Source organism: Mesorhizobium sp. M7A.F.Ca.CA.002.05.1.1 (assembly GCF_003998335.1).
Taxonomy (GTDB): Bacteria; Pseudomonadota; Alphaproteobacteria; order Rhizobiales; family Rhizobiaceae; genus Mesorhizobium.
Genome location: NZ_RZQI01001621.1, coordinates 1 through 494 on the forward strand (window position 1 = coordinate 1; position 494 = coordinate 494).

The following is a 494-nucleotide window of genomic DNA, read 5'->3' on the forward strand; positions in this document are numbered from 1 at the left end:
CACATACCCGACCCCCGCCTCGCCCTCGATCGGCGCGCCCTGGCCCTGCAGCGTGGCGATATCGCGGTAGAGTGTGCGAATCGAAATCCCGAGTTCATCGGCCAGCGCCTGTCCGCTCACTGGCCGGCGATGCCGGCGCAGGCACTGGATCAGGTCGAGCAGGCGTTCGGAGCGGGACATCCGGTAGATTTGCCTGTTTCTTTGACATTGGTCCATCGCGGCCAACCTGAACCGGAGAGGCCGACCTGTCGGACTTGGTTGCGAAGCCGGTTGCCCTATGTCAAAAGCGGCCACGCCGTTCGGAGTTGCCCCCGCTTGAAGTCTTTTCGCGACAAACGCCGCGACAACCGTCCACATCCATCCGCGAAGGGTGCGGCGGACGTGTCACGTCCGCGTCCCGGCCAGGCTCCCGCCAGACCGGAAGCGCCACCGCGCGAGCGCCATGAGGCGAAGACGGAAAGTCGTTCCGAACCGAACTCGGCGCCGCGCATCCT

General features: G+C 65.8%; 1 protein-coding gene. It reads right to left on the bottom strand.

Annotated features, from left to right (window positions below):
- Nucleotides 1-180 (bottom strand): helix-turn-helix transcriptional regulator (locus tag EN939_RS37390; protein WP_127272149.1); only part of this gene is annotated, 180 nt, incomplete at its 3' end.
- Nucleotides 181-494 lie beyond the last annotated feature (314 nt).